This is a genomic window from Buttiauxella ferragutiae (genome assembly GCF_022637515.1).
Taxonomy (GTDB): Bacteria; Pseudomonadota; Gammaproteobacteria; order Enterobacterales; family Enterobacteriaceae; genus Buttiauxella; species Buttiauxella ferragutiae.
Genome location: NZ_CP093332.1, coordinates 4,205,321 through 4,230,072, shown reverse-complemented (window position 1 = coordinate 4,230,072; position 24,752 = coordinate 4,205,321). Strand labels below are relative to the sequence as shown.

General features: G+C 49.7%; 23 protein-coding genes and 1 pseudogene. 19 read left to right on the top strand and 5 right to left on the bottom strand.

Translation table 11 applies throughout. From position 1 onward, the window contains the following. Nucleotides 1–12: 12 nt before the first annotated feature. From MNO13_RS19500 to uraH, 4 genes and pseudogenes are all read left to right on the top strand, one after another. A complete protein-coding gene (locus MNO13_RS19500) occupies nt 13–1,254 on the top strand; it encodes a pyridoxal-phosphate-dependent aminotransferase family protein (RefSeq protein WP_064549310.1) in 1,242 nt (413 codons plus the stop codon). Next, nucleotides 1,254–2,507, top strand: a pseudogene (hpxK, locus tag MNO13_RS19495) (allantoate amidohydrolase); the annotation flags it as partial. The gene MNO13_RS19500 and the pseudogene hpxK, both read left to right, overlap by 1 nt. Then, nucleotides 2,490–3,008, top strand: coding sequence for a 2-oxo-4-hydroxy-4-carboxy-5-ureidoimidazoline decarboxylase (uraD, locus tag MNO13_RS19490; RefSeq protein WP_241940087.1), 519 nt, complete (start codon nt 2,490–2,492; stop codon nt 3,006–3,008). The pseudogene hpxK and the gene uraD, both read left to right, overlap by 18 nt. Continuing rightward, on the top strand, nt 3,005–3,340 hold the full coding sequence (gene uraH / locus MNO13_RS19485; protein ID WP_121814253.1) for a hydroxyisourate hydrolase: 336 nt from the start codon (nt 3,005–3,007) through the stop codon (nt 3,338–3,340). Before uraD ends, uraH begins: the two co-directional genes overlap by 4 nt. A 2-nt stretch (nt 3,341–3,342) precedes the next feature. Here uraH and MNO13_RS19480 read toward each other — a convergent pair whose 3' ends face one another. Both MNO13_RS19480 and fadE read right to left on the bottom strand, forming a co-directional pair. After that, nucleotides 3,343–4,110 (bottom strand): amidohydrolase, encoded by a 768-nt coding sequence (locus MNO13_RS19480; protein ID WP_064549306.1) that lies wholly within the window; start codon nt 4,108–4,110, stop codon nt 3,343–3,345. Nucleotides 4,111–4,219: 109 nt separating this feature from the next. After that, nucleotides 4,220–6,664, bottom strand: coding sequence for an acyl-CoA dehydrogenase FadE (gene fadE / locus MNO13_RS19475; RefSeq protein WP_121814252.1), 2,445 nt, complete (start codon nt 6,662–6,664; stop codon nt 4,220–4,222). Nucleotides 6,665–6,877: 213 nt separating this feature from the next. Here fadE and lpcA point away from each other — a divergent pair, with 213 nt between their 5' ends. Beyond that, nucleotides 6,878–7,459, top strand: a complete 582-nt coding sequence (lpcA, locus tag MNO13_RS19470; RefSeq protein WP_064516752.1) for a D-sedoheptulose 7-phosphate isomerase — start codon at nt 6,878–6,880, stop codon at nt 7,457–7,459. A 163-nt stretch (nt 7,460–7,622) separates the two neighbouring features. Continuing rightward, complete coding sequence (locus MNO13_RS19465) at nt 7,623–8,390, top strand: class II glutamine amidotransferase (protein ID WP_064549303.1); 768 nt, start codon at nt 7,623–7,625, stop codon at nt 8,388–8,390. Here MNO13_RS19465 and dpaA read toward each other — a convergent pair. Next, on the bottom strand, nt 8,361–9,098 hold the full coding sequence (gene dpaA / locus MNO13_RS19460) for a peptidoglycan meso-diaminopimelic acid protein amidase (protein WP_064549301.1): 738 nt from the start codon (nt 9,096–9,098) through the stop codon (nt 8,361–8,363). The two genes, MNO13_RS19465 and dpaA, sit on opposite strands and share 30 nt — an antisense overlap. 486 nt (nt 9,099–9,584) lie before the next feature. Here dpaA and MNO13_RS19455 point away from each other — a divergent pair, with 486 nt between their 5' ends. The 8 genes from MNO13_RS19455 (at nt 9,585) to dinB (ending at nt 16,828) form a co-directional block, all read left to right on the top strand. Next, on the top strand, nt 9,585–10,928 hold the full coding sequence (locus tag MNO13_RS19455) for a Na(+)-translocating NADH-quinone reductase subunit A (RefSeq protein WP_064549299.1): 1,344 nt from the start codon (nt 9,585–9,587) through the stop codon (nt 10,926–10,928). Nucleotides 10,929–10,931: 3 nt separating this feature from the next. Next, nucleotides 10,932–12,170, top strand: a complete 1,239-nt coding sequence (locus MNO13_RS19450; protein ID WP_241939153.1) for an NADH:ubiquinone reductase (Na(+)-transporting) subunit B — start codon at nt 10,932–10,934, stop codon at nt 12,168–12,170. Beyond that, nucleotides 12,163–12,957, top strand: a complete 795-nt coding sequence (locus MNO13_RS19445; protein WP_064549295.1) for a Na(+)-translocating NADH-quinone reductase subunit C — start codon at nt 12,163–12,165, stop codon at nt 12,955–12,957. Before MNO13_RS19450 ends, MNO13_RS19445 begins: the two co-directional genes overlap by 8 nt. Then, nucleotides 12,950–13,588 carry an NADH:ubiquinone reductase (Na(+)-transporting) subunit D gene (locus MNO13_RS19440; RefSeq protein ID WP_081908371.1) on the top strand — a complete coding sequence of 213 codons (639 nt, stop codon included), beginning with the start codon at nt 12,950–12,952 and terminating at the stop codon, nt 13,586–13,588. The genes MNO13_RS19445 and MNO13_RS19440 overlap by 8 nt, the downstream gene beginning before the upstream one ends. Before the next feature lie 6 nt (nt 13,589–13,594). Further along, nucleotides 13,595–14,191: an NADH:ubiquinone reductase (Na(+)-transporting) subunit E gene (gene nqrE / locus MNO13_RS19435; RefSeq protein ID WP_064549293.1), complete on the top strand. Its 597-nt coding sequence runs from the start codon at nt 13,595–13,597 to the stop codon at nt 14,189–14,191. A gap of 12 nt (nt 14,192–14,203) precedes the next feature. Beyond that, nucleotides 14,204–15,427 (top strand): NADH:ubiquinone reductase (Na(+)-transporting) subunit F, encoded by a 1,224-nt coding sequence (nqrF, locus tag MNO13_RS19430; RefSeq protein WP_064549291.1) that lies wholly within the window; start codon nt 14,204–14,206, stop codon nt 15,425–15,427. 11 nt (nt 15,428–15,438) lie between these two features. Then, nucleotides 15,439–15,663, top strand: a complete 225-nt coding sequence (gene nqrM / locus MNO13_RS19425) for a (Na+)-NQR maturation NqrM (protein WP_064549290.1) — start codon at nt 15,439–15,441, stop codon at nt 15,661–15,663. Between the two features lie 109 nt (nt 15,664–15,772). Further along, nucleotides 15,773–16,828 carry a DNA polymerase IV gene (gene dinB, locus MNO13_RS19420; RefSeq protein WP_064549288.1) on the top strand — a complete coding sequence of 352 codons (1,056 nt, stop codon included), beginning with the start codon at nt 15,773–15,775 and terminating at the stop codon, nt 16,826–16,828. A 97-nt stretch (nt 16,829–16,925) separates the two neighbouring features. Here dinB and pepD read toward each other — a convergent pair whose 3' ends face one another. Then, nucleotides 16,926–18,383, bottom strand: a complete 1,458-nt coding sequence (pepD, locus tag MNO13_RS19415) for a cytosol nonspecific dipeptidase (protein WP_241939152.1) — start codon at nt 18,381–18,383, stop codon at nt 16,926–16,928. 265 nt (nt 18,384–18,648) lie between these two features. Here pepD and gpt point away from each other — a divergent pair, with 265 nt between their 5' ends. The 3 genes from gpt to crl all read left to right on the top strand — a co-directional run bounded on the left by gpt (nt 18,649) and on the right by crl (nt 20,926). After that, nucleotides 18,649–19,107 carry a xanthine phosphoribosyltransferase gene (gene gpt, locus MNO13_RS19410; RefSeq protein WP_064549286.1) on the top strand — a complete coding sequence of 153 codons (459 nt, stop codon included), beginning with the start codon at nt 18,649–18,651 and terminating at the stop codon, nt 19,105–19,107. Nucleotides 19,108–19,219: 112 nt separating this feature from the next. Further along, a complete protein-coding gene (gene frsA / locus MNO13_RS19405; protein ID WP_064549285.1) occupies nt 19,220–20,467 on the top strand; it encodes an esterase FrsA in 1,248 nt (415 codons plus the stop codon). A 57-nt stretch (nt 20,468–20,524) separates the two neighbouring features. Beyond that, the gene (gene crl, locus MNO13_RS19400) at nt 20,525–20,926 is read left to right on the top strand and encodes a sigma factor-binding protein Crl (RefSeq protein ID WP_064549283.1); all 402 of its coding nucleotides are present in this window, start codon (nt 20,525–20,527) and stop codon (nt 20,924–20,926) included. 46 nt (nt 20,927–20,972) lie between these two features. On the opposite strand, the gene MNO13_RS19395 is transcribed toward crl, so the two are convergent. Further along, nucleotides 20,973–22,073: a porin gene (locus MNO13_RS19395; protein ID WP_064549281.1), complete on the bottom strand. Its 1,101-nt coding sequence runs from the start codon at nt 22,071–22,073 to the stop codon at nt 20,973–20,975. Between the two features lie 294 nt (nt 22,074–22,367). Here MNO13_RS19395 and proB point away from each other — a divergent pair, with 294 nt between their 5' ends. After that, on the top strand, nt 22,368–23,471 hold the full coding sequence (gene proB / locus MNO13_RS19390; protein ID WP_064549280.1) for a glutamate 5-kinase: 1,104 nt from the start codon (nt 22,368–22,370) through the stop codon (nt 23,469–23,471). A gap of 10 nt (nt 23,472–23,481) precedes the next feature. Beyond that, the gene (proA, locus tag MNO13_RS19385) at nt 23,482–24,735 is read left to right on the top strand and encodes a glutamate-5-semialdehyde dehydrogenase (RefSeq protein WP_064549279.1); all 1,254 of its coding nucleotides are present in this window, start codon (nt 23,482–23,484) and stop codon (nt 24,733–24,735) included. Nucleotides 24,736–24,752: the final 17 nt, after the last annotated feature.

Here is a 24,752-nt window from a genome sequence, read left to right as displayed (position 1 = left end):
AAAGGAAATGCCATGTTCGATATTCAGCACTTCACGCAAATTAATCCACCTCATCGTTTATTGATGGGGCCGGGACCCATTAATGCCGATCCGCGTGTATTACGCGCCATGGCGAGCCAGTTGATTGGGCAATATGACCCGGTCATGACCGGCTATATGAATGAAGTGATGGTGCTGTATCGCGAGCTTTTCCGTACCCAAAACCGCTGGACGATGCTGGTAGACGGCACTTCCCGTTCCGGCATTGAAGCAATTCTACTTTCGGCTATTCGGCCTGGTGACAAAGTGCTGGTGCCGGTGTTTGGGCGTTTTGGTCATCTGCTATGTGAAATTGCCCGCCGCTGCCGCGCTGAAGTTCACACCATTGAAGTGCCGTGGGGCGAAGTGTTTACGCCTGACCAAATCGAAGATGCTATCAAAAGTGTTAAACCCCGTTTACTGCTGACCGTTCAGGGCGACACTTCTACGACTATGTTGCAGCCATTGGCTGAACTGGGCGAAATCTGCCGCCGCCACGGCGTGTTGTTCTATACCGATGCGACCGCTTCGTTTGGCGGCAACGCGCTGGAAACCGACGCATGGGGATTAGATGCCGTTTCGGCGGGGCTGCAAAAATGCCTTGGCGGCCCATCTGGTAGTTCTCCCATCACTCTCAGCCCGCAAATGGAACAAGTGATTCGCCGCCGTAAATGTATCGAAGAAGGGATCCGCACCTCTGCACACCAGGATGGCGATGACGAAATGATCTACTCGAATTATTTCGATCTCGGCATGGTGATGGATTACTGGGGACCGGAACGCCTCAACCACCATACTGAAGCCACCAGCATGCTGTTCGCCGCACGTGAATGCGCGCGCATTATTCTCGAAGAAGGTCTGGATGTGGGCATCGCTCGCCACGAGTTGCACGGACGTGCGCTGGTGGCCGGGATTCAGGGCATGGGTCTGGAAACCTTCGGCGATCTGCAACATAAAATGAATAACGTACTGGGCGTGGTGATCCCATCTGTCGTCCACGGCGAAGAAGTGCGCAAAATGCTGCTGGATGATTTCCATATCGAAATCGGCACCTCATTTGGCCCGCTACAAGGCAAAATCTGGCGCATTGGCACCATGGGTTATAACGCGCGTAAAGATTGCGTGCTGCAAACGCTGACCGCGCTTGAAGCCGTCTTGAATCGCCTCGGTTTTAAAACGACGCAAGGGGCTGCAATGCAGGCGGCGTGGGATGTCTATTCTCAGGAAAATCGCTGATGGTAAAACTTGCGATGAATGCCGCACAGGCAAGTCAGGCGGCGAAACGCGTCATGCAGCGAGCAGATGAGCTGGCGCAAATTAGCGAAACCCCGGGCCAGTTAACGCGTGTCTACCTTTCAACCGAACATTTACGTGCCAACCATTTGGTCGCCAGTTGGATGGAACAGGTCGGAATGACCACCTGGCAGGATGCGGTAGGGAATATTTGCGGGCGCTACGAAGGTGCAAGAGAAGGTGCTCAGGCGATTTTGCTAGGGTCACATCTGGATACCGTGCGCAATGCCGGGCGTTACGATGGCATGTTAGGGGTGTTAAGCGCACTGGAAGTTGTCGCCTTCTTGTATCAGCACGATCTCCAGCTTGAGCAGGCGATTGAAATCGTCGGCTTTGCTGATGAAGAAGGGACGCGTTTTGGTATCACGTTGTTGGGGAGCCGTGGGATTACCGGAACATGGCCGGATAATTGGCTAGCCTCTGAAGATGCCGCGGGAATCAGTGTTGCTCAGGCGTTAGTGAATGCAGGTATTGATCCGTCGCGGATTCACAGTGCGGCACGTCGCCCGGAAGAATTCAGCGCTTATCTTGAGTTACACATTGAACAAGGGCCGGTGCTGGAGCGTGAAAACCTGGCACTCGGCGTGGTAACAGCCATCAACGGCGCTCGTCGTTTAAAGTGCCGCTTCACGGGTGAAGCAGGGCATGCAGGCACGGTGCCAATGGTGATTCGTAAAGATGCGCTTGCGGCGGCGGTGGCCTGGATGACCTTCGTTGAAAGTGCAGCGCGCGCTTATGCCCCAGACATTGTCGCCACTATCGGGTCGCTACAATGTTTACCCGGTGCGGCGAATGTCATCCCCGGTGAAGTTCAACTCACTCTGGATATCCGCAGCCCGCGAGATTCTGACCTCGAAGCGTTGCTGGAAAATCTCTTAAACGAGGCCGATAAAATCGCCGCCTCGCGTGAAGTTGCGTTCAGTGCTGAAACCTATTATTCGATTCCGGCGACGCCATGTGATGTTCATTTACAGCAGCAGCTAAGTTCCGCAATTACTACGGTGCAAGGGCGCAGTTTGTCGCTGCCAAGTGGGGCAGGGCATGATGCCATTGCGGTTGCTGAATGCTGGCCTTCAGGCATGTTGTTTGTGCGTTGTGACCGCGGGATCAGCCACCATCCGGCTGAGTCGGTGATGGAAGCGGATGTGATGCAGGCAGTGCAGGCTTATACGCAAACGGTGATCGCGCTGGCTGCGAAAAATGTTTTGGCAGAATTTAACGAAGCGCCAGAGCATGAAGCGCTTAGCCTTATCACGCCATGCGTTGCGATACCCGCGTGGGCTGAGCATTTAGTGGCTGCGCGGCCATTTTCAGCCATCGACGTGTTGCAGCATTATGCTGCGCAATTGACCGATGACTGGGGAACGACTGAGCTGAATCAGGCGCTGAGCGCCCATCCACGGATTGGCGAAAAGGCGCAAGGCAACAGCAAAGAAGCGGCGCTTTCAAAAAATGAACAATCCGCTGTTGATGGGCAAAAGAGTGCGTTAATTGTGGCTCTGGCGCAGGGAAATGCCGAATACGAAGCGCGGTTTGGGCGCGTGTTTTTGATTCGCGCCAAGGGGCGCTGCGGTGAAGAAATTCTGGGTGAACTCTACCGCCGCCTGAAAAACTCCGCCGTGGAAGAAGAAGTGGAAGCTCTGGAACAACTACGCCAAATCACCTTGTTGCGTCTGGAAGGAGTGTTTGCACAATGAGCCAATTGAGTACGCATATTCTGGATACTGCGTTGGGAAAACCGGCGGTCAATGTGGTGATTCGCCTGGAACAACAGGACGCAGAAACCTGGGTAATTATCGCTCAGGGTGTTACGGATGTTGATGGGCGTTTGAAGGGTTTCACTCAATCGCCATTAGCGGCAGGGCGCTATCGTCTGACTGCAGAAATCGGCCAGTATTTTGCGGCGACGAACAGAGAAACGTTGTATCCCTCCGCGCAAATCGATTTCGTGATTACGCAAAATGGCGGGCATTATCACCTGCCATTTTTGATTTCCCCGTGGTCGTGGTCGACGTATCGGGGAAGCTAATACTAAAGGATAAACGGATCGGCATCCTGCCAGGCAGGGAATTTCTCACGGTATTCCTGCAAGGCAATCAGCGACAAATCGGCATCCAGGCGCATCGCTTTATGGGCTTCACCATTTGCCAGAATGTCGCCTTGCGGGTTAATAATTTTGCTGTCGCCACGGTAATGATGCCCGTTTCCATCAGTGCCGACACGGTTACAGCCAGCAACATACGCCTGGTTTTCAATCGCACGAGCGATCAGCAAACTTTGCCAGTGCAGCGAACGCGGTGCTGGCCAGTTTGCGACATAGAGGGCTAAGTCATAATCGTTGCGATTGCGTGACCATACCGGGAAACGCAAGTCATAACAGACCTGCGGCAAAATACGCCAGCCACGCCATTCGACCACAACGCGCTCTTCACCCGCCTGATAATGATGATGCTCATCCGCCATGCGGAATAAATGACGTTTATCGTAGAAATGGACTTTGCCGTCCGGCTGAACAAGAAGAAAACGGTTCACCGGTCCGCGTTCAGTTTGCAGCGCTGCGCTTCCGGCAATCATCGCCTGCGTTTGCTGGGCTTTAAACTGCATCCAGTCAATCACTTCCTCTTCGGCGAGCGACTGAGTGGCGGCTTCCATGGCAAAACCGGTGGTGAACATTTCCGGCAAGACAATCAGGTCACGGCCATGAATGCCATCTAACAGCACATCGAACTGACGTAAGTTGGCTGCGCCATCCATCCAGACTAGCGGTTGTTGCAGAACGGTAATTTTCAAACCAGACACAATCGGAAGCCTCATGATAAACAGTCTTTCATTCACTTTAGCATGAGTTAACTGCCTTTTGTTGGGCAATAAAAAACCCCGCGAACGGGGTTTTTTAAACTATCGAGTGTTATGCGGCTTCAATCTTACGATGCTTTTCCGGCACCTTTACTGGCATGGTTGCCAGCTCCTCCGGTTCGAACTCATCGACATTAATACTGCGCAGACGGCTTGCTTCGGCTTTGGTAAGGATCGCCGCTTCGTCTGCGTTGATTTTGCCTTCCGCCAGCCACTGTTTCGCTTGTTCATCCAGGCGAGTGAATGGCAGGTTATGCCCGGTTTCTTTGCAGATGCGCAGATGGATTGGCTCGGCAGCCATTACGTCCATCAGTGCTTCTTCCAGCAGACCTGCCGGGTTGAACTCGCTTGGCGTCAGATACTGACCGCGACCAATGCGTGAACGTGTCGCTGATGGGATCTGCATGATCTTCGCCAGTTTATGATCCAGCTTGTCCGATGGTGCATCGTAACGGCGGCCAAGTGGGAAGATAACCACACGCAACATGCCAGCCACGAACGCATTCGGGAAGTTACGCAGCAGATCGTCAATCGCCTGTTCTGCCTGATACAACGCATCCTGAACGCCCCAGTGAACCAGCGGCAGATCCGCTTCGTTACGGCCTTCGTCGTCATAACGTTTCAGTACTGAAGAAGCGAGGTACAGCTGGCTCAGAATATCACCCAGACGAGCCGAGATACGTTCACGGCGCTTCAGGCTACCGCCTAATACGGCCATCGATACATCCGACAGCAACGCCAGGTTGGCACTCAGCCGGTTCATATACTGATAGTAGCGTTTGGTTGAATCGTTAGTCGGTGTGGCGCTGGTCAGGCCGTTGGTCAGACCCAGCCACAGGCTGCGCATTTTGTTACTGCCGACGTGGCCGATATGTTTGAACAACAACTTATCGAACGCGTTAACGTCATTGTTTTGCGCCGCCGTCATTTCATCCAGAACATACGGATGGCAACGAATAGCACCCTGGCCGAAGATAATCATGCTGCGAGTCAGGATGTTTGCACCTTCCACGGTAATGGCGATAGGTGCGCCCTGATAAGCTCGTGCCACAAAGTTAGAATTGCCCAGCATAATGCCTTTGCCGCCGACAATATCCATCGCATCCAAAATGGCGCGTTGGCCACGATGGGTACAGTGATACTTCACGATGGCAGACAGAACCGCTGGTTTTTCGCCAAGCATGATGCCGTAGGTCACCAGTGAAGCGGCTGCATCCATCACATACGCGTTACCCGCGATACGTGCCAGTGGCTCTTCAATCCCTTCCATTTTGCCGATAGAGATTCTGAACTGACGGCGGATATGAGCATAAGCACCCGTTGCCATCGCCACAGATTTCAAACCACCGGTAGAGTTGGAAGGCAGTGTAATACCGCGGCCAACGGACAGACATTCCACCAGCATACGCCAGCCCTGACCGGCCATTTTCGGACCACCGATGATGTAATCAATCGGTACGAAAATGTCTTTACCGCGAGTTGGACCGTTCTGGAATGGCACATTGAGCGGGAAGTGGCGTTTACCAATTTCCACTCCCGGAGTGTGAGTTGGAATTAACGCACAGGTAATGCCTGGTTCTTCTTCATCGCCCAGCAAATGGTCCGGATCCGACAATTTAAATGCCAGCCCCAGAACAGTGGCAATAGGTGCCAGCGTGATGTAGCGCTTGTTCCAGGTCAGACGCATGCCGAGAACTTGCTGACCTTGCCATTCGCCCATGCAAACCACGCCGGTATCAGGAATCGCGCCTGCATCAGAACCGGCTTCTGGGCTGGTTAATGCAAAGCAAGGGATTTCTTGCCCGCGAGCCAGGCGTGGCAGGTAATGATCTTTCTGTTCTTCAGTACCGTAATGTTGCAGCAGTTCGCCTGGACCTAATGAGTTAGGCACACCTACGGTAATCGCCAGAATGCCGGAAACACCAGACAGTTTTTGCAGTACGCGAGATTGCGCGTAAGCAGAAAACTCCAGGCCGCCGTACTCTTTCTTGATGATCATCGCGAAGAAGCGATGTTCTTTTAAATAAGCCCACAACTCTGGCGGTAAATCTGCCATTTCGTGTGTGATTTGGAAGTCATTCGCCAGGCGGCAGGCTTCTTCAACCGGGCCATCGATAAAGGCTTGTTCTTCTTCAGTCAGTTTTGGCTGCGGGTAGTTATGCAGTTTTTCCCAGTCTGGTTTACCGCGGAACAAGTCACCTTCCCACCAGGTTGTACCGGCGTCGATAGCCTCTTTTTCGGTACGTGACATTGGCGGCATGACTTTACGGAAGCTACGGAATACCGGAGCGGAAATTAAAGATTTACGCATTGGTGTAAAGACGAACGGCACCAGAATTATCGCCAGCGGAACGAGCACCCAGATTGACCAGATACCGGCGAAACCAAGCGCTGCCGTCCACACCAGCAAAATTGCGCTACTGAGCAGTAAATTGACCTGGTGATAGAAAAGCACACCGAGGAGAACAACCGTTGCAACAATACTCAAAATCAACATATAGGAAACTCCCTTGCTTGTAGGAGGTCTGACCACTTGGATGTATTGGTTTTAGTTCATGTGGTTTTTTTTAGCAATATGTTCACAAAATAATTACAACCTTGCTCACATTGTTACCGCACAGAACCGCAAAAGAAGGAGGTTATGGCGCTTCTCGCGCTATCCGGTAAACTGCTTGGGTTAATCAATCGAAAAATGCTGAAGGACATCCTCATGTACCAGGATCTTATTCGTAACGAATTGAATGAAGCAGCAGAAACACTGGCTAACTTCCTGAAAGATGACGCTAACATTCACGCGATTCAGCGTGCAGCAGTACTGCTGGCTGATAGCTTCAAAGCAGGCGGCAAAGTGCTGTCATGCGGTAACGGCGGCTCACATTGCGATGCAATGCACTTTGCTGAAGAACTGACAGGTCGCTACCGTGAAAACCGCCCAGGCTACCCGGCAATCGCTATTTCTGATGTCAGCCACATCTCTTGTGTGAGCAACGATTTTGGCTACGAGTATATATTCTCTCGTTACATTGAAGCGGTTGGGCGTGAAGGTGACGTGCTGCTGGGGATCTCCACTTCAGGTAATTCCGGCAACGTGATTAAAGCCATTGAAGCTGCGCGTGCGAAAGGCATGAAAGTCATTACCCTGACCGGGAAAGACGGTGGCAAAATGGATGGCACTGCGGATGTTGAAATTCGCGTTCCGCACTTTGGTTACGCTGACCGCATTCAGGAAATTCACATTAAAGTGATTCACATCCTGATCCAGCTTATCGAAAAAGAGATGGTTAAAGCTTAAGTTCTGCCTGATCTTGTTCCCTCTCCATCAGGGAGAGGGTTAGGGTGAGGGGGAAAAGATGGCACCTGAATATTGAGTTTGTCCTCAGGTTCGGGTCGCCCTCATCCCTGCCTTCTTCCCAGGGAGAAGGTGAAAACAAAAGAATGAGTAGTGGGAGGTTAATATGTGCGAACTGCTCGGGATGAGCGCCAACGTACCAACGGATATTTGCTTTAGTTTTACTGGGTTGGTACAGCGTGGGGGTGGAACAGGGCCACATAAAGATGGCTGGGGAATTACCTTTTATGAAGGTAAAGGTTGCCGCACGTTCAAAGATCCGCAACCCAGCTTTAATTCACCCATTGCTAAACTTGTGCAGGATTATCCGATCAAATCCTGTTCAGTAGTCGCACATATTCGTCAGGCAAACCGCGGTAAAGTGGCGCTCGAGAATACCCATCCGTTTACGCGTGAACTATGGGGCCGTAACTGGACTTATGCCCACAATGGCCAGCTTAAAGGACATCGCTCTCTTGATACCGGGCCGTTCCGTCCAATCGGTGAAACTGACAGTGAACAAGCATTTTGCTGGCTGCTGCATAAGCTGACACAACGTTATCCACGAACGCCTGGCAATATGCAGGCAGTGTTCCGTTACATCACCGAACTTGCGGGGCAATTGCGCGAGAAAGGTGTGTTTAATATGTTGTTGTCGGATGGGCGCTACGTGATGGCGTTCTGTTCCACGAACCTGTACTGGATAACCCGACGGGCACCCTTTGGCGTGGCAAAACTGTTGGACCAGGATGTGGAAATCGATTTTCAGGAAGAGACCACACTCAATGATGTGGTCACGGTCATCGCGACTCAACCTCTGACAGGAAACGAAACCTGGCACAAGATTGCACCAGGTGAGTCGGAATTATTTTGTCTCGGGGAGCGCGTAGTTTGATGCCAGCTGTGGTTGTGTCGTTGGCACAACCGGCTTACTAATCACGTAATTACCGCTGATAACAGAAACGCCTGGTGGCTGGTGATTTGCCGTAAAGTAGTCATAGCCCGGCTTCAGTTGTTTCCAGAAGTTGATGTAGTACGAATACTTGTGGCGTTCCATATTGGCGTCAGTCATGCGGAACGGATAAATGCTAACTTGCACGCTTGGCTGACCGAACACCAGTGCCCCGGTAACAAACTGGAAAATCTCATCAATGTTGCTGTCAGTCATGGCATAGCAGCCAACAGACACGCAAGCACCGTGAATCATCAGATATTGGCCTTGATAACCATGTGAGCGATCAAACTCATTTGGGAAGCCGATGTTAATGGCTTTATAAAAGCGGCTATCAGGTTTGAGCTGGTTGCGGGTCACGTTATAAAAACCTTCAGGACTCTTAAAATCACCCTGACGCTGTTTTGGACCTAACCCACCGGAATAGTTACAGATGCTATAGCTGTCGAGCAGTTGGAACTGTTCGCCCATCTTTACGTATAGCTCTAGTGTGCGCTCTTCCTTAAATATCTGAATATAAACAGGAGAGCCCATAAGTTGTTGCTTGAATTCTTTGCTGACAGGCGTGGTTGACGTATTGCCGCTCAATAAGCTGGCAAACGACATGCACGGTATCAGAAGCATCGCAATAATGAGTGCGATCTTACGCATACTGCTTTATTCCTTGATAAGACTTATACCAAATGCCAGGACGGCAAAATAAGAGACCCGAAATCAGAATGCTCTGGATTAGGAGCGCTCAACATTAGCACCGTTATGAATTTTCGCAAGCTTGATACGAAGCATTTAGCAACATATCTAACGTTTATCTGATAATAGATAAACCCTGTAAGTTAACTTTTTGCGTAACAGCTCGCATTGCTGCATATCGGAGTGTCGATTTCTCGCCATTCCAGACCCTATTGATGCTAAAATCCCCCGCGAATGTTGACCTGCGGATTAGAACGGAAACTATCCATAAGTCAGTTGTCCCGATCATAAGGGCGACTTAGCACTCCCTCTCGCAATAGTGAACGGATGCGTTTCCATTTTTAATCTGCCTTATGTGTCGCATCGGTTGAACCCTGTTTCGACCCATCCGTTGTCGGCTACAGTTTTTGTCGGTATGTTTAAGCCAATTTTAAACGTGATAACCTTATGATAAAAATCAAAAAAGGTCTGGATTTGCCTATTGCCGGTTTGCCGGAACAGCAAATTCATGACGGCCCAGCGATACCCTTAGTGGCCCTGCTCGGTGAAGAGTATGTGGGCATGCGTCCTTCTATGCTGGTGCAAGAGGGCGACAAGGTATTGAAAGGCCAGCCACTCTTCGAAGATAAAAAGAACCCAGGCGTACTCTTTACTGCACCTGCAAGTGGAACGGTAAAAGCGATTAACCGTGGCGAGCGTCGAGTGCTGCAATCTCTGGTTATTGAGGTTCAAGGTGATGAGCAGGTCGTTTTCGAACGTTTTGCACCAGACAGCCTTGCCAAACTGCCGCGTGAGACCGTTCAGTCGCAATTATTAGCTTCCGGTTTGTGGACTGCGCTGCGGACTCGTCCATTCAGCAAAGCCCCACAACCCGCAAGCGTTCCTGCCGCCATTTTTGTCACCGCTATCGACACCAATCCGCTGGCGGCTGACCCACAACCCATTATTCGCGCCCACCGCGAAATGTTTGACGCCGGTTTAACCCTGCTATCCCGATTGACAGATGGCAAAGTCCACGTCTGTCAGGCGGGGGGCGGTAAGCTCGGTGGTCATCCTGTTGGGCAAGTGACTTTCAATGAGTTTGCTGGCCCTCATCCCGCTGGGTTAGTGGGCACACACATCCACTTCCTCGAACCGGTTAGTTTGCAAAAAATGGTCTGGCACCTGAATTACCAGGATGTGATTGCCATTGGCAAATTGTTCGTGGAAGGCGAGGTGTGGACCGAACGCGTTATTGCGTTAGCTGGCCCGCAGGTTAAAAAGCCGCGCCTGATTCGCACATGCCTGGGTGCTTCGCTCGATGTGCTTACGGCGGGTGAGCTGGAAGAAGGCGAAAACCGCGTTGTTTCGGGTTCGGTGTTAAGTGGAACAATGGCTGCTGGTCCGCTAGCCTGGCTTGGTCGTTTCCACCTGCAGGTTACCGTGCTGAAAGAAGGGCGTGAAAAAGAGCTATTTGGTTGGGTTATGCCGGGTGCTGATAAATATTCAATTACCCGTACCACCGTCGGCCACTTCCTGAAGCGGAAACTCTTTAACTTCTCAACAGATACCAATGGTGGTGAGCGCTCAATGGTGCCAATCGGCAACTATGAACGTGTGATGCCGCTGGATATTCTGCCAACGATGTTATTGCGCGATTTACTGGCGGGGGATACCGACAGCGCTCAGGCGTTGGGGTGTCTGGAGCTGGATGAAGAAGATTTAGCGCTTTGTACCTATGTTTGCCCTGGGAAGTATGAATACGGTCCAGTGCTACGCGAGGTGTTAACCCGCATCGAGCAGGAAGGATAAGTCATGGGCTTGAAGCATTTATTTGAAAAACTAGAGCCGCATTTCACTCAAGGCGGAAAGCTAGAAAAATACTACCCACTCTTTGAAGCTACGGCGACATTGTTCTATACACCAGGCATCGTTACGCCTGGAGCTTCCCATGTTCGTGATGCTATCGATTTGAAACGCATGATGATCCTGGTGTGGTTTGCGGTATTCCCAGCCATGTTCTGGGGTATGTACAACGTCGGGCTACAAACCATTCCCGCACTGAACAAAATGTACGGTGCAGAACATCTCCAACAGGTGATTTCATCTGACTGGCATTATGTTGTTGCCCAATGGCTCGGAGTGAACTTTACGCCGGATGCTGGCTGGCTCAGCATGATGACCCTCGGGGCGGTCTTCTTCCTGCCAATCTACATCACTGTATTTTTGGTGGGTGGTTTTTGGGAAGTCATGTTTGCGATCATCCGCAAACATGAAGTTAACGAAGGCTTTTTTGTCACTTCTATTCTGTTTGCGCTGGTGGTTCCTCCAACGCTACCACTTTGGCAAGCCGCACTCGGTATCACTTTCGGTGTGGTTATCGCTAAAGAGATCTTCGGTGGAACAGGCCGTAACTTCCTAAACCCGGCATTAGCTGGCCGCGCCTTCCTGTTCTTCGCATACCCTGCGCAGATTTCAGGTGATTTGGTGTGGACTGCGGCAGATGGTTTCTCAGGTGCAACTCCTCTTTCCCAGTGGGCGAACGGCGGTAGCGAAGGCCTGGTGAATGTAGGAACCGGTCAACCTGTCACATGGATGGATGCTTTCCTTGGCAACATTCCTGGTTCGATTGGTGAAGTTTCAACACTGATGATTCTGATTGGCGGTGCGATTATTCTGTTTGGCCGCGTGGCTTCCTGGCGCATTGTCGCGGGGGTAATGCTCGGCATGATTGCGACAGCCACCCTGTTTAACTTCATCGGTTCTGCAACTAACCCGCTGTTTGCTATGCCGTGGTACTGGCACCTGGTGCTGGGTGGTTTTGCCTTCGGCATGATGTTCATGGCGACCGACCCTGTTTCTGCCTCGTTTACCAACAAAGGTAAATGGTGGTACGGGGCACTCATCGGGGTGATGTGTGTCTTGATTCGTGTCGTCAACCCAGCCTATCCAGAAGGGATGATGCTGGCGATCTTGTTCGCCAACCTCTTTGCGCCACTGTTCGATTACCTGGTGGTGCAGGCCAATATCAAGCGGAGGAAGTCGCGTGGCTGAAGTGAAAAGTAACGATAGCATCGGCAGAACACTGCTGGTGGTGCTGGTGCTTTGCCTGGTGTGTTCCGTCGTGGTGGCAGGCTCGGCTGTAGGGCTTAAAGCTCGCCAGCAAGAGCAGAAAGCGCTCGATAAGCAACGTAACATCCTGGATGTTGCAGGCTTAGCAACACCCAAAATGACCGGCGAAGATGTCAAATCAATCTATGAGTCACGCATTACACCGCGCTTGTTAGACCTAAAGAGTGGTGAACTACTGGATAAAAATTCCTCAAAATTTGACCAGGCTGCAGCACTCCGTGATCCAACACAGAGCATCACGCTTGATTCAAGTGACGACCGTGCCGGGATAAAGCAGCGCAGCAATATCGTCGAAATTTATCTGGTGCGTGATGAGCAAAATAAAGTGCAGGAAGTCGTGTTGCCAGTTTATGGCAAAGGCTTGTGGTCGATGATGTATGCCTTTGTTTCTCTGCAAACCGATGGCCGTACGGTAAAAGGCATTACTTACTATGATCAGGGTGAGACCCCAGGTCTGGGTGGTGAGGTTGAAAACCCGAACTGGCGTGCGCAGTGGATTGGTAAAAAACTGCTTGATGACAATGGGCAGCCAGCGATCCGCTTAGTGAAAGGTGGTGCACGTCAGGGGGATGAGTATGGGGTAGATGGTTTATCCGGTGCCACACTGACGGCAAACGGGGTACAACACACTTTTGATTTCTGGATGGGTGAACTTGGTTTTGGCCCGTTCCTGAAACACGTTCGTGAAGGAGCGCTCAACAATGGCTGATATTTCAGACATGAAAGAGGTCAAACGGGTACTGGTGAGTCCTTTGGTGGATAACAACCCGATTGCCTTGCAAATACTCGGGGTCTGTTCGGCGCTGGCAGTGACCACGAAACTGGAAACTGCATTCGTTATGACCATCGCAGTAACCGTGGTAACGGCATTTTCCAGCATGTTCATTTCGATGATCCGCAATCTGATCCCAAACAGTGTGCGAATCATCGTGCAGATGGCGATCATTGCTTCGTTGGTTATCGTTGTGGATCAGATTCTGCGTGCTTACGCCTACGAGATTTCCAAGCAGCTTTCGGTCTTCGTCGGCCTGATCATCACTAACTGTATCGTTATGGGGCGTGCTGAAGCTTACGCCATGAAGTCGCCACCGTTGGCAAGCTTCATGGATGGCATCGGTAATGGCTTGGGATATGGTGTGATATTGCTGCTGGTTGGCTTCCTGCGTGAACTCATTGGTAGTGGAAAATTGTTTGGTATCACGGTACTGGAAACGGTGCAGAACGGTGGTTGGTATCAGCCAAACGGTATGTTCCTGCTCGCGCCAAGTGCGTTCTTTATTATCGGCCTGCTTATCTGGGCCTTGCGTACGCTTAAGCCTGCGCAACAGGAAAAGGACTAACTGATTATGGAACATATGATTAGTCTGTTTGTTCGCGCAGTGTTTATTGAGAACATGGCGCTCGCGTTCTTCCTTGGTATGTGCACCTTCCTGGCGGTGTCTAAGAAAGTCTCCACTGCATTCGGTTTGGGTGTAGCGGTGACCGTTGTTTTAGGGATTGCCGTTCCGGCGAACAATCTTGTTTATAACCTGATTCTTCGTGACGGCGCGCTGGTCGAAGGTGTTGACCTTAGCTTCCTTAACTTCATTACCTTCATTGGTGTGATCGCCGCTCTGGTACAAATCCTCGAAATGATCCTCGATCGTTTCTTCCCGGCTCTCTACAACGCGTTAGGTATCTTCCTGCCGCTCATCACCGTTAACTGCGCGATCTTTGGTGGCGTGTCGTTTATGGTGCAGCGTGACTATAGCTTCGGTGAATCAATTGTTTATGGTATCGGCTCAGGTGTGGGTTGGATGCTGGCAATTGTCGCGATGGCAGGGATCCGCGAGAAGATGAAATATGCCAATGTGCCCGCAGGATTGCGTGGCTTAGGAATTACCTTTATCACCACTGGATTGATGGCACTGGGCTTTATGTCATTCTCCGGTGTGCAGCTATAAGGGCGAAAACGTATGGAAATTATTCTTGGCGTGGTGATGTTCACGCTAATTGTTTTGGCTCTGGCGCTGTTGATTTTGTTTGCCAAGTCAAAGCTCGTTAACTCCGGCGATGTGCTGATTGAGATTAACAACGAAGCAGACAAACAGTTTCATGCACCCGCGGGTGATAAGCTGCTCAACACACTCTCAAGTCAGGGGATTTTCATCTCCTCGGCTTGTGGTGGCGGTGGTTCTTGCGGGCAATGCCGCGTGACCGTAAAAGAGGGCGGTGGTGATATTCTGCCTACTGAGCTTTCGCATATCACCAAGCGTGAAGCGAAAGAAGGTTGCCGTCTTGCCTGCCAGGTTGCTGTTAAGCAGGACATGAAAATTGAGCTGCCAGAGGAGATCTTTGGTGTTAAGAAATGGGAGTGTGAAGTTATCTCTAATGATAACAAAGCCACCTTCATTAAAGAGCTCAAACTGCGTATCCCTGATGGTGATGTTGTGCCGTTCCGTGCTGGTGGCTATATCCAGATTGAAAGTCCACCGCATGAGGTTAACTACCAGGACTTCGATGTTCCTCAGGAATACCGTGGCGACTGGGATAAGTTTAATCTGTTCCGCTTCAAGTCGGTGGTTAAAGAGCCATGCGTTCGCGCTTACTCAATGGCTAACTATCCAGATGAGAAAGGCATTATCATGCTGAACGTGCGTATCGCTACTCCGCCGCCGAATGTGCCTGATGCGCCTCCGGGGATTATGTCCTCATATATATGGTCGTTAAAAGCGGGCGACAAAGTGACAATATCCGGTCCATTTGGTGAGTTCTTTGCTAAAGAGACGGACGCTGAAATGGTGTTCATCGGCGGTGGTGCAGGTATGGCACCAATGCGATCACACATTTTTGACCAGCTTAAACGTCTTCATAGCACGCGAAAAATGAGTTTCTGGTACGGTGCTCGCTCTTCGCGTGAGATGTTCTACGAAGAAGAGTTTGAAAAACTGGCTCAGGAAAACCCGAACTTCACGTTCAATGTGGCGCTCTCAGATCCGCAACCAGAAGACAACTGGACTGGTTACACCGGCTTCATCCACAACGTATTGCTTGAAAACTATCTTCGTAGCCATCCGGCACCAGAAGATTGTGAGTTCTATATGTGTGGGCCACCTATGATGAATGCCGCGGTTATCAAAATGCTCAAAGATTTGGGTGTTGAGGATGACAACATCATGCTAGATGACTTTGGCGGCTGACAGGAGCGTTTATGCTGACAGTATTTTTAGCCACCTTCGTTATTTTTCTACTGGTGATCTTTGGAATGTCACTGGGCGTTATTGTGAAGCGCAAATCGCTTCAGGGTAGCTGTGGTGGTATTGCCGCGTTAGGCATGGAGAAAGTTTGTAACTGCCCTGAACCCTGTGATGCTCGTAAGAAGCGTATCGCAAGGGCTGAGCGGCAAGCAAAACTTCAGCAGAACCGCATCCTGTAAACCAGTAAAACCTCCCGCATCGTCGGGAGGTTTTCTTTCCATTGAAGACTTTCCTCCTTAATTATTTTAACTGTATACTTATCCAGTAATATAACTGGTGCGAACAAGTATGCGTAAAATCATTCATGTCGATATGGACTGCTTTTTTGCCGCCGTAGAAATGCGTGATAACCCAACTCTGCGGGATATTCCGATAGCTATTGGAGGTAGTGCGAAAAGGCGCGGTGTCATTAGTACGGCAAATTATCCCGCTAGAAAATTTGGTGTGCACAGCGCGATGTCGACTGCAATGGCTCTCAAGTTATGCCCACATCTGACACTGCTTCCTGGACGTTTTGATGCTTACAAAGAAGCTTCAAATCATATCCGGGAAATTTTTAGCCGCTACACAACGCTTATCGAACCGCTGTCACTTGATGAGGCTTATCTGGATGTCACTGATAGCCCGAACTGCCATGGTTCTGCAACTCTCATGGCCAGGGAAATTCGCCAGACTATTTCAGATGAACTTAATCTCACCGCATCGGCTGGTATTGCACCGGTTAAATTCCTCGCCAAAATTGCCTCTGACCTCAATAAACCTAACGGGCAGTTCTTGATCACTCCCGAGGAGATTCCAGCATTTTTGCAAACCTTACCGCTTGGAAAAATCCCCGGCGTAGGGAAAGTTACAGCGGGCAAACTGGAAAGCCTTGGGTTGCGCACCTGTGCCGATGTGCAGAAAACGGATTTAGCTTCGTTACTCAAGCGGTTTGGCAAATTTGGCCGTGTACTGTGGGAGCGTAGTCAGGGTATAGATGAACGCGAGATTAACAATGAGCGGCAACGTAAATCTGTCGGAGTTGAAAAAACACTCGCGGAAGATATTCATCAGTGGCAGGAGTGTGAGGCTATTATTGAGCAACTCTATCCTGAACTTGAACGCCGTTTGAAAAAGGTAAAACCTGATTTATTGATTGCCCGCCAGGGTATCAAACTTAAGTTTAATGATTTCCAGCAAACGACTCAGGAACATGTCTGGCCTCAGCTGAATAAAGCCGATTTAATCGCTATTGCGAAGCAAACGTGGGAAGAACGGCGAGGAGGGCGGGGAGTCAGGCTGGTGGGGTTACATGTGACTTTACTGGACCCGCAGATGGAGCGCCAATTGGTGTTGGGGCTATAAAAAAAGCCCTCATCCCGGCGTTCTCCCTCAGGAGAAGGAGAAAACCAAACAAGTTCCCTCTCCTGGGAGAGAGGGTTAGGGGGAGGGCGTTTAGAACTTACTTAACTGGAATAGCTTTCAGCAATTCTGTCAGCAGAATCCAGTATTGGCCTACGCTTTCGATATGAACTTGTTCATCCGGAGAGTGTGGACCTGTGATGGTCGGCCCAATAGAAACCATATCCATATCCGGGTAAGGTTTTTTAAACAGACCACATTCCAGACCCGCATGGATGACCATGATGTTAGGGGTCTTGTTGAACAGTTTTTGGTAAGTCTCACGCACCAGGTGCATTACCGGTGAGTTTGCATCCGGCTGCCAGCCAGGATAGCTGCCTTTGGCCACGGTTTGTGCGCCAGCAAGCTGACCCAGAGCGTGAAGCATGCCAACGACATAGTCTTTGCCGCTATCAATCAATGAACGAATCAGGCAGATGATTTCTGCACTTTCATCATTCATTGTGACCACACCCACGTTCAGTGAGGTTTCCACAACACCTTTAACTGCGTCGGAATTACGGATGACACCGTTTGGCGTGGCGTTCAGCAGGCTCAGGAAAGTGTCACGGCTTTTCGCTGTCAGTGCTTTCTTGTCTGTGGTGACTGAATCCAGCAGTACAGTGACGTTTTTCTCGACTGCCGCCAGTTCATTTTTCAGAATCGACAGGAATTCATCTGACAACGACTTCAGCTGTGCAGCTTTGTTTGCCGGAACAGCCAGAGTAGCAAAGCCTTCACGTGGAATCGCGTTACGCAGTGTACCGCCGTTCAGATCAATCAGACGAGCATCCAGTTCTGCTGTGTGAGCAAACAGGAAGCGAGCCAGCAATTTGTTTGCATTGCCCAGACCCAGATGGATTTCACCACCGGAGTGACCGCCTTTCAGGCCTTTGATGGTCAACTTAAATGTTTCGTAACCGGCAGGAATCTCTTCGCGTTGCAGTGGCAGCGTGGAGATAAAATCAATCCCACCTGCACAGCCCATATAGATCTCACCTTCTTCTTCAGAATCGGTGTTAATCAGAATATCAGCTTGTAACCAGCCCGCTTGCAGACCAAAAGCCCCATCCATTCCCGCTTCTTCGGTCATGGTCAGCAGAACTTCTAATGGGCCATGAGATACCGAATCATCGGCCAGCACTGCCAGTGCGGACGCCATACCAATACCATTATCAGCGCCCAGCGTCGTACCGCGTGCTTTGATCCACTCACCGTCAATATACGGTTGAATCGGATCTTTGGTGAAATCATGGACAGTGTCGTTATTTTTCTGCGGCACCATATCCAGGTGAGCCTGCAGGACCACCGCTTTACGGTTTTCCATGCCCGCTGTCGCAGGTTTACGGATCAGGATATTACCGACCTGGTCATGCTCTACATGTAGGCCTTTTTCTTTTGCCCAGGACAGAATATGTTCCGCAAGTTGTTCTTCATGATAAGAAGGGTGCGGAATGGAACAGATTTTGGCAAAAATATCCCACAGCGGTTGCGGAGATAATTGAGACAATTCAGACACGATAAGTCTCCTTGACATCGACTCTGCAGACCATATTGGTTAACAGAGACCAGGATTGATCTAAATGAAATACACCACAAGTAAGCATTGTGTGCTGGCCTGAGAATACCACTTTAACTAACGTTATGACGATCAAAAGCACCTAAAAACGAAAGCGGCGAGCCTACAGCACTGGTTTTTAGTGCGCCAGATCTCTATAATCTCGCGCAACCAAAACCCCTTTGAACATTTTTAAGCCGTTAATAACTGGCTGGGATAATTTCACATGAGCGAAAAATACATCGTCACCTGGGACATGTTGCAGATTCACGCGCGTAAGCTGGCAAGCCGTCTGCTTCCTGCTGAACAGTGGAAAGGCATTATTGCCGTTAGCCGTGGTGGCCTGGTTCCTGGCGCACTGCTGGCACGTGAACTGGGGATTCGTCATGTTGATACCGTTTGCATCTCCAGCTATGACCACGACAACCAGCGTGAACTGACCGTGCTGAAACGTGCTGAAGGTGACGGTGAAGGCTTCATCGTTATTGATGACCTGGTTGATACCGGTGGCACCGCAGTGGCTATCCGTGAAATGTATCCAAAAGCGCATTTCGTTACGATCTTCGCTAAGCCTGCTGGCCAGCCGTTGGTTGACGATTACGTCGTTGATATCCCTCAGGACACCTGGATTGAGCAGCCGTGGGATATGGGCGTGGTGTTTGTACCACCGTTGGCTGGTCGTTAATAGCCTGAGAATATGCACTGATTTACGCCCGGCATCGCCGGGCGTTTGTGTTATTTAGTTGCCGACAGAGTACAATAGCTGCATTCCTGACGTTTGTATGGAGGCAGAAGCGATGGTACAGGCCAATCTTAGCGAAACGCTATTTAAACCCCGATTTAAACATCCCGAGACGTCGACTTTAGTTCGTCGTGCTCAACATCAAACTGCCCCCGTTATCCAGTCTGCGCTGGATGGTAAATCTGTCCCTCACTGGTATCGAATGATTAACCGCCTGCTGTGGGTATGGCGTGGTGTCGATCCACGCGAAATCCTTGAGGTGCAAGCTCGCATTACGGTTAATACAGCAGAACGTACCAATGACAGTCTGTTTGATACCGTGGTCGGTTATCGCAGCGGCAACTGGATTTTTGAATGGTCGAAGCAAGCAATGCTTTGGCAGCAGCGGGCCAATCAGGAAACAGATATAGTTCTTAGTGGAAAATATTGGCTACAGGCTGCCAATCTTTACAGCATTGCCGCCTATCCGCACCTGAAAGGCGACCAACTGGCAGAACAGGCGCAAGTTCTGGCAAACCGTGCCTATGAAGAAGCTGCGCCACGTCTTTCCGGCGGCTTGCGTGAATTGGAGTTTGCTATTCCAGGTGGTGGTGCAATCACTGGGTTCCTCCATGTTCCTAAAGAAGGTGACGGTCCATTCCCGACGGTGCTAATTTGTGGAGGTTTGGATGCGCTGCAAAGCGATTATTACACGTTGTTTGAGAAATATTTTGCACCTGAAGGTATCGCGATGTTAACCATCGATATGCCGTCGGTCGGATTTTCTTCAAAATGGAAACTGACTCAGGATTCTAGTCTTTTACACCAGCATGTTTTAAAAGCTCTACCCAACATCCCCTGGATTGACCACACCCGTGTGGCGGCGTTCGGTTTCCGATTCGGTGCAAATGTTGCAGTGCGTTTGGGGTATATCGAAGCACCTCGTTTGAAAGCCGTCGCATGTCTTGGGCCGGTTGTTCACAGTTTATTGAGTGATGCATCACGCCAGGCTCAGGTTCCAGAGATGTATATTGATGTGCTGGCGAGCCGCCTGGGAATGCACGATGCATCTGACAACGCGTTACGTGTGGAGTTAAACCGCTACTCGTTAAAAACACAGGGTCTATTGGGGCGTCATTGTCCAACACCGATGTTATCTGGTTACTGGGCGAATGATCCGTTCAGCCCGGAAGACGATTCCCGATTAATTACTTCGTCATCTGCGGATGGTAAGTTGTTAGCTATACCGTTTAACCCGGTGTATCAAAACTTTGACAAAGCTCTGAAAGAAATTACCGGATGGATCAAGCAGAGATTACGTTAATGATTTGCTAAATTTCATTGGTTTGGTAAAACAGATGCTTCACAACAGGAGATCGGAATGACGTTACCAAGTGGACACCCGAAAAGTAGATTGATTAAAAAATTTGCCTCGCTTGGCCCATATATCCGGGAAGAGCAATGTGAAGATAACCGTTTCTTCTTCGATTGCCTGGCTGTGTGCGTCAATGTGAAGCCTGCACCAGAGAAACGTGAATTCTGGGGCTGGTGGATGGAGTTGGAAGCTCAGGAAAAACAATTTACCTATACCTGGCAGTTTGGTCTGTTCGACAAAGACGGTAAATGGACTGCGACGGCCGCGAAAGATAAAGAAGTGGATGAAAGACTTGAGCAAACACTGCGTGGTTTCCATGAGCGCTTGCGTGAGTTATTAAGTACATTGGGTCTTGGATTAGTTCCGGCACAAGATTTTACGGAAAAACCGGTAAAGTTATCAGCATAAAAAAAGTCCCCACCGGCCAGGTGGGGACTTTTTTTTTACCCGAATCTTAGAACTGATAAACTAAACCTAATGCGACAACATCATCGCTGTTCAGATTTAGGGCATTGTCGTCGCTCAGTTGGTTAATTTTGTAATCAACAAAAGCTGACATGTTTTTATTGAAGTAATACGTGGCACCAATATCAATATATTTAACCAAATCCGCATCACCCACACCTTCAATATCCTTACCTTTAGACTGGACATAACCCAAAGAAGGGCGTAGACCAAAGTCAAATTGATATTGTGCAATAACTTCGAACGCCTGGTTTTTATTTGCGAAACCACTAATGCTTCTGTTTACACCATTAATAGATGCAGTGCCGGAAATGGGTGTCATATTACGTGTTTCTGCATACATTGCTGCCAGATAAACATTGTGATCATCGTATTTCAAACCAGTGGTCCAGGCTTCGGCATTATCACCAGTGCCCACGGCCAGGTTTTTCTGTGCCAAAGTACGGTTGGAGTTAGAGTAACCCGCACCAATAGTCAGGCCAGTATCAGCAATGTCATAAGACAAGGAAGTACCAAAACCGTCACCGTTTTGCTTACTGGTCGCACGCCCGTCATTCTCGTTTTTCCCCTGGTACTGCAAGGAAAGTTTCAGGCCATCAACCAGACCAAAGAAGGTGTTATTACGATAGGTTGCCACACCGTTTGCACGGCCCGTCATGAAGTTATCGGTTTTAGTGTAAGAGTCATCACCAAACTCAGGCATCATATCGGTGTAAGAGGCGATGTTATAAAGAACGCCGTAGTTACGGCCATAATCGAAGGAACCAATATCACCTGCTTTTAACCCTGCAAACGCCAGACGAGTTTTGGTTGTATTCGCATCACCTTCAATTTTGTTAGCAGCAACTTGATATTCCCACTGACCAAAACCCGTTAATTGGTCATTAATTTGTGTCTGACCTTTAAAACCGATACGTACATAAGACTGATCGCCATCTACAGACTTGTTATCACTTAGATAGTGTTCAGCTTTTACTTTTCCGTAAAGGTCGAGTTTGTTGCCATCTTTATTATAAATTTCCGCTGCATGCGAATATGTTGATGATGCCAGAAAACCCAATACCATTACTGCCAATGTGCTTTTCTTCATTTTTCATCCCAATAGTGTATTCGCGCTAAAATTTAATCGGAAAGTATTCCGTTAAAAAACGCAGAGAGTTTTATCGTTTGGAGATGAAAGATTTATGACAAAGTAAGAGAAAGTTTAAATAATGGTAATTATTTGTATTTGTCATAAAAATGACAAAATTGGCCGCTACGTTTATGGATCACTTTACATCCAAATCGCTGTTTTCCTTCTGAGCCTGTTGGCAAGCCGCGTCACTCCTGCTACAACGTCATCTGGTATTTTAATTTTCCAATTTCGTTGAAACGGCAGAGAATCATGAGTGAAAGCCAGACGCTGGTGGTAAAACTAGGCACTAGCGTATTAACCGGTGGCTCGCGCCGCCTGAATAGAGCTCATATTGTTGAGCTGGTGCGTCAGTGCGCACAACTTCACGCCTCCGGGCATCGCATTGTTATTGTGACCTCTGGGGCAATTGCTGCGGGTCGCGAGCATTTAGGTTATCCCGAACTGCCCGCAACCATTGCATCCAAGCAATTACTGGCAGCCGTTGGTCAAAGTCGATTGATCCAGCTCTGGGAACAACTGTTTTCTATTTATGGCATTCATGTTGGGCAGATGCTGCTGACGCGTGCCGATATGGAGGATCGCGAACGTTTCCTTAATGCTCGTGACACTTTACGTGCACTGCTTGATAACAACATCGTGCCGGTAATCAATGAAAACGATGCCGTTGCAACCGCAGAAATCAAAGTTGGTGATAATGACAACCTGTCTGCGCTGGCAGCCATTTTGGCTGGTGCAGATAAACTATTACTGCTGACTGACCAACAAGGGTTATTTACTGCTGATCCGCGTAATAACCCTGAAGCTGAACTCATTAAAGAAGTTCACGGCATTGACGACGCACTGCGAGCAATAGCTGGTGATAGCGTGTCTGGCCTGGGAACTGGCGGCATGGGGACGAAATTGCAGGCTGCTGATGTCGCTTGCCGCGCAGGTATCGACGTAGTCATTGCGGCTGGCAGCAAACCCGGGGTGATTGGTGATGTTATGGCGGGTACGCCAGTGGGGACTCGTTTCCATGCTCAACAATCACCATTAGAAAACCGCAAACGTTGGATATTTGGTGCGCCTCCTGCAGGTGAAATCACGGTCGATGATGGCGCGCTTGCGGCGATTCTTGAACGCGGAAGCTCTTTATTGCCAAAGGGTATCAAAAACGTCACTGGAAACTTTTCCCGCGGTGAAGTTATTCGCATTCGCAGCCTTGAAGGCCGCGATATTGCCCATGGTGTTTGTCGCTACAATAGTGACGCTTTGCGTCGTATCGCAGGTCATCACTCTCAACAGATCGGTGAAATTCTTGGCTACGAATATGGCCCAGTAGCCGTTCATCGTGACGATATGATAGTTAACTAAGGAGCAGGCAATGCTGGAAAAAATGGGTAAAGCAGCTAAAGCTGCCTCTTATCAGATGGCTCTGCTCTCCAGCCGCGAAAAAAACCGCGCGCTGGAATGTATCGCAGATAATCTGGAAGCTCAGGCTGCAGCTATTTTGGAAGCCAACGAAAAAGACCTGGCCGAAGCAAAGGCCAATGGCCTAAGCGAAGCGATGTTAGACCGATTACAACTCACTCCTTCACGTCTGAGTAGCATTGCGAATGATGTTCGTCAGGTATGCAATTTGGCAGATCCAGTGGGTCAAATCATTGATGGCGGTGTGCTGGACAGTGGTTTACGTCTTGAGCGTCGGCGTGTTCCATTAGGTGTAGTTGGTGTGATTTATGAAGCTCGTCCTAATGTTACGGTTGATGTTGCTTCACTGTGCCTGAAAACAGGAAATGCAGCGATTTTGCGTGGCGGGAAAGAAACCTGGCGCACTAATGCCGCAACGGTCAAGGTTATTCAACAAGCGCTGACGGAGTGTGGCCTACCTGCGGCAGCGGTTCAGGCGATAGAAAGTCCCGATCGCGCACTGGTGAATGAGCTGCTACGCATGGATCGTTATGTAGACATGCTGATTCCTCGTGGTGGCGCAGGCCTACATAAACTCTGTCGCGAGCAATCAACGATTCCAGTTATTACCGGTGGGATTGGTGTTTGCCATATCTTTGTGGATGACAGTGCTGAATTTGAGCCGGCACTGAGAATTATTGTTAATGCCAAAACTCAGCGTCCAAGTACCTGCAATACAGTAGAAACCTTACTGGTCCATCAAGGAATAGCAGCAAACTTCTTGCCTGCGCTAAGCCAACAAATGGCTGAATCTGGCGTAACATTGCATGCTGACGAAAAGGCTCTGCCACTGTTACAGAATGGGCCTGCGGAAGTACTGCCTGTAAAAGCAGAAGACTATGATGACGAGTGGTTGTCACTGCATTTGAATGTGAAAGTTGTCGCTAATATTGATGACGCTATTGACCATATCCGGGAACATGGCACACAACACTCTGACGCGATTTTGACTCGTACACTGCGTAATGCGAACCGCTTTGTGAATGAAGTTGATTCCTCTGCCGTCTATGTGAATGCTTCAACACGTTTCACCGATGGCGGCCAGTTTGGCCTTGGTGCCGAAGTTGCGGTAAGTACGCAGAAACTTCATGCTCGTGGCCCTATGGGGCTGGAAGCGCTCACGACTTATAAATGGATTGGATTCGGCGACGATACAATCCGAGCGTAATTGAACCAAAGGTAATA

Bases quoted from the DNA above. Each gene is read 5' to 3' on its own strand.
- MNO13_RS19455 (WP_064549299.1), top strand. From the start codon at position 9,585: ATGATAAAAATCAAAAAAGGTCTGGATTTGCCTATTGCCGGTTTGCCG.
- MNO13_RS19450 (WP_241939153.1), top strand. From the start codon at position 10,932: ATGGGCTTGAAGCATTTATTTGAAAAACTAGAGCCGCATTTCACTCAA.
- uraH (WP_121814253.1), top strand. From the start codon at position 3,005: ATGAGCCAATTGAGTACGCATATTCTGGATACTGCGTTGGGAAAACCG.
- gpt (WP_064549286.1), top strand. From the start codon at position 18,649: ATGAGCGAAAAATACATCGTCACCTGGGACATGTTGCAGATTCACGCG.
- crl (WP_064549283.1), top strand. From the start codon at position 20,525: ATGACGTTACCAAGTGGACACCCGAAAAGTAGATTGATTAAAAAATTT.
- MNO13_RS19500 (WP_064549310.1), top strand. From the start codon at position 13: ATGTTCGATATTCAGCACTTCACGCAAATTAATCCACCTCATCGTTTA.
- fadE (WP_121814252.1), bottom strand. From the start codon at position 6,664: ATGTTGATTTTGAGTATTGTTGCAACGGTTGTTCTCCTCGGTGTGCTT.
- nqrM (WP_064549290.1), top strand. From the start codon at position 15,439: ATGCTGACAGTATTTTTAGCCACCTTCGTTATTTTTCTACTGGTGATC.
- lpcA (WP_064516752.1), top strand. From the start codon at position 6,878: ATGTACCAGGATCTTATTCGTAACGAATTGAATGAAGCAGCAGAAACA.
- dpaA (WP_064549301.1), bottom strand. From the start codon at position 9,098: ATGCGTAAGATCGCACTCATTATTGCGATGCTTCTGATACCGTGCATG.
- dinB (WP_064549288.1), top strand. From the start codon at position 15,773: ATGCGTAAAATCATTCATGTCGATATGGACTGCTTTTTTGCCGCCGTA.
- MNO13_RS19440 (WP_081908371.1), top strand. From the start codon at position 12,950: ATGGCTGATATTTCAGACATGAAAGAGGTCAAACGGGTACTGGTGAGT.
- MNO13_RS19465 (WP_064549303.1), top strand. From the start codon at position 7,623: ATGTGCGAACTGCTCGGGATGAGCGCCAACGTACCAACGGATATTTGC.
- nqrE (WP_064549293.1), top strand. From the start codon at position 13,595: ATGGAACATATGATTAGTCTGTTTGTTCGCGCAGTGTTTATTGAGAAC.
- proA (WP_064549279.1), top strand. From the start codon at position 23,482: ATGCTGGAAAAAATGGGTAAAGCAGCTAAAGCTGCCTCTTATCAGATG.
- proB (WP_064549280.1), top strand. From the start codon at position 22,368: ATGAGTGAAAGCCAGACGCTGGTGGTAAAACTAGGCACTAGCGTATTA.
- MNO13_RS19395 (WP_064549281.1), bottom strand. From the start codon at position 22,073: ATGAAGAAAAGCACATTGGCAGTAATGGTATTGGGTTTTCTGGCATCA.
- frsA (WP_064549285.1), top strand. From the start codon at position 19,220: ATGGTACAGGCCAATCTTAGCGAAACGCTATTTAAACCCCGATTTAAA.
- nqrF (WP_064549291.1), top strand. From the start codon at position 14,204: ATGGAAATTATTCTTGGCGTGGTGATGTTCACGCTAATTGTTTTGGCT.